Source organism: Streptomyces prasinopilosus (assembly GCF_001419695.1).
Taxonomy (GTDB): domain Bacteria; phylum Actinomycetota; class Actinomycetes; order Streptomycetales; family Streptomycetaceae; genus Streptomyces; species Streptomyces prasinopilosus.
Genome location: NZ_LIRG01000866.1, coordinates 1 through 2,716, shown reverse-complemented (window position 1 = coordinate 2,716; position 2,716 = coordinate 1). Strand labels below are relative to the sequence as shown.

The 2,716-nt window shown below is 73.8% G+C and carries 4 protein-coding genes; all 4 read left to right on the top strand.

Features of this window, described 5'->3' with window-relative positions; translation table 11 throughout:
* A partial coding sequence (locus AOK18_RS27700) for an ATP-binding protein (protein WP_157865247.1) occupies positions 1 to 1,598 on the top strand: 1,598 nt, incomplete at its 5' end.
* Positions 1,599 to 1,634: 36 nt separating this feature from the next.
* On the top strand, positions 1,635 to 2,063 hold the full coding sequence (locus AOK18_RS27695) for a roadblock/LC7 domain-containing protein (RefSeq protein WP_055696104.1): 429 nt from the start codon (positions 1,635 to 1,637) through the stop codon (positions 2,061 to 2,063).
* 1 nt (position 2,064) lies between these two features.
* Positions 2,065 to 2,424 (top strand): DUF742 domain-containing protein, encoded by a 360-nt coding sequence (locus AOK18_RS27690; RefSeq protein WP_055696103.1) that lies wholly within the window; start codon positions 2,065 to 2,067, stop codon positions 2,422 to 2,424.
* The coding region (locus tag AOK18_RS27685; RefSeq protein ID WP_206281601.1) for a GTP-binding protein at positions 2,411 to 2,716 on the top strand (306 nt) is incomplete at its 3' end. The genes AOK18_RS27690 and AOK18_RS27685, both read left to right, overlap by 14 nt.

The following is a 2,716-nucleotide window of genomic DNA, read 5'->3' as shown; positions in this document are numbered from 1 at the left end:
TCGAGGAACAGACCGGCGCGCTGCTCACCCGCAGCGCCGACGAGGCGCGCGGCATGCTGCTGACGGCGGCGTCGCTCAGCGCCGCCGGACTGGCCGCCCTGCTGCTGTGCGTCGGCATGTCGTGGCGGATCACCCGCTCGCTCTCGCGCCGGCTGCGCGGCCTGCGGATGGCCACCCTCGGCCTGGCCGAGGAGCGGCTGCCCGACGTGGTGGCCCGGCTGGAGCGGGGCGAGAAGGTCGACGCCGAGTCGGCGACCACGCCCCTGGACTACGGCCACGACGAACTCGGCCAGGTCGCGCAGGCGTTCAACACGGCGCAGCGCACCGCCGTGCACACGGCGGTCGAACTCGCCGACACCCGGCGCGGTTTCCAGAAGGTCATCCTGGGGATCGCCCGGCAGAGCCAGAACCTGGTCAACCTCCAGCTCAGCAAGCTCGACCAGCTGGAGCGCACCCACACCGACCCCGAGGTCCTCAAGGGGCTGTACGAACTCGACTCCACGGCCAGCCAGTTGCGCCGCTACGAGGAGAACCTGGTCATCATCAGCGGTGAGCGGCCCGGTCGTTCGTGGAGCGAGCCGGTCGCGCTGATCGACATCCTGCGCAGCGCCGTCGGCGAGGTCGCCGAGTACCAGCGGGTGGACGTGCACACCGACGAGGAGGTCGCGCTGGCCCCGCCCGCGGTGGCCGACGTCATCCACCTGCTGGCCGAGCTGATCGACAACGCCACGGCGTACTCGCCGGCGCCGAGCCCCGTCGGGGTACGTGCCGCGCTGGTGGCCAAGGGCCTCGCCGTCGAGATCGAGGACCGGGGCCTGGGCATGTCGGAGGAGGACTACGCCTCGCTCAACTCCCAGCTGGCCAGTCCCCCGCAGTTCGACGTGGTGGCGCTCGCCGACGACCTCCGGCTCGGCATGTTCGTGATCTCCCAGCTGGCCCACCGGCACGGCATCACCGTCACCCTGCGCCCGTCGCCGTACGGCGGGACGGCGGCGATCGTGCTGATCCCCCACGCGATCGTGGTGCGGGAGCCGGCGCCCGCCGCCCCGCAGGCCGCGCCCGGCACCACCGGTGCCGCGGACCGCGACCCGGCGCACGTCCCGCACGCCGTGAGCGGCGACGACCCGGCGGGCGGGCCCGGCGCCGGCGGGGTGACCGCCCCGGACGCTCCGGGGACCGGGGGCACCTCGCACCCGCGGGCCCCCTCGGACGGACCGCCGCCGCTGCCGGCCCGCTCCGGAGCCGCCGCACGGACCGCCGCCCGCACGGCCGCCTCCGCTCCCGCGTCCCGGCCGGGCGGGCTCACCCCGCTCCCCCGCCGCGTGCCGCAGACCAGCCTGGCCGCCGAACTCCGTGAGGAGGCGGTCCCGGCCGCCGAGGAGGACGCCGGGGACTTCACGGCGGAGCACGCCGCCTCCTCCCTCGCCGGCTTCCAGCGCGGCACGTCCGAGGCACGCGGCGACGCCGGGGCCGACGACGGTGCCGTGCGGCCGGCCGCCGGCGACGGCACGACGGCGGCCTCCGGGCCGCCCGCAGAAGTGCCCGCCGAGGTACCGGCCGCCCCCCGGGACTCCCCGGCCCCGCCCGCCGACCGCTGAACGCCGAACACCGAACACCGAAGAAGGAACAGAGCCATGACACGCCCCGTACCCGCCACTCACACCCAGCTCGATCAGCTGCTGACCGGACTCGTGGAGCGGGTCGCCGACGTGAACCAGGCCGTGGTCCTGTCCGAGGACGGGCTGGTGGTCAGCAAGTCCACCGGGTTCCTGCGTGACGACGCGGAACGTCTGGCGGCCACCGCGTCCGGGCTGATGAGCCTCAGCAAGGGCGTCAGCATGGACTTCCGCGGCGGCCCGGTGCGCCAGGCGCTCATCGAGATGGCCAACAGCTACCTGATCCTCACCTCGGCCGGGCCCGGCGCCCATCTCGTGGTGCTCACCGGCCCGGGTGCGGACGTCGGGGTGGTCGCGTACCAGATGAACATGCTGGTGAAGAAGATCGGTGAGCACCTGAGCGCGGCACCCCGGGGCACGGCGGACCCCGCCGACTCCGGCGTGTGAGGTGAGCGGAGGCGACGTCGCGGGCAGGCTCGTCCGACCGTTCACCCTGACCGGTGGCCGGACCCGGCCGAGCCGCGCCGACTTCACGCTCATCACGACGGTGACGACGGTCGAGCCCCAGCCCGTGGAGGCCGCCCGGCCGCAGCCCGAGCACACCCGCATCCTGCGGCTGTGCTCGGAGCCCCTCGCGGTGGCGGAACTCGCGGCGCGTCTCGACCTCCCGGTGAGCGTGGTCGTGATCATGCTCTGCGACCTGCTGGAAGCGGGCCGGATCGCCGTCCGCCCGCCGCATCACGTCACCCGCACCACACCGGACCTGGATCTGCTGCAGAAAGTGAGGGACGGCCTTGGCCGGCTCTGACAACACCGCTCCGGCGCCCACCGAGCGTCCGGCACCCGACACGGTCAAGATCCTGATCGCCGGGGGCTTCGGCGTGGGCAAGACCACCATGGTCGGCTCGGTCAGCGAGATCGCCCCGCTGCGCACCGAGGAACCGCTGACCATGGCGGGCCTGGGCGTCGACGACCTCGACGGCATCGAGGAGAAATGTGCCACCACCGTGGCGCTGGACTTCGGCCGGATCACCGTCTCCGACGACCTCGTGCTGTACCTGTTCGGCACGCCGGGCCAGCAGCGGTTCTGGTTCATGTGG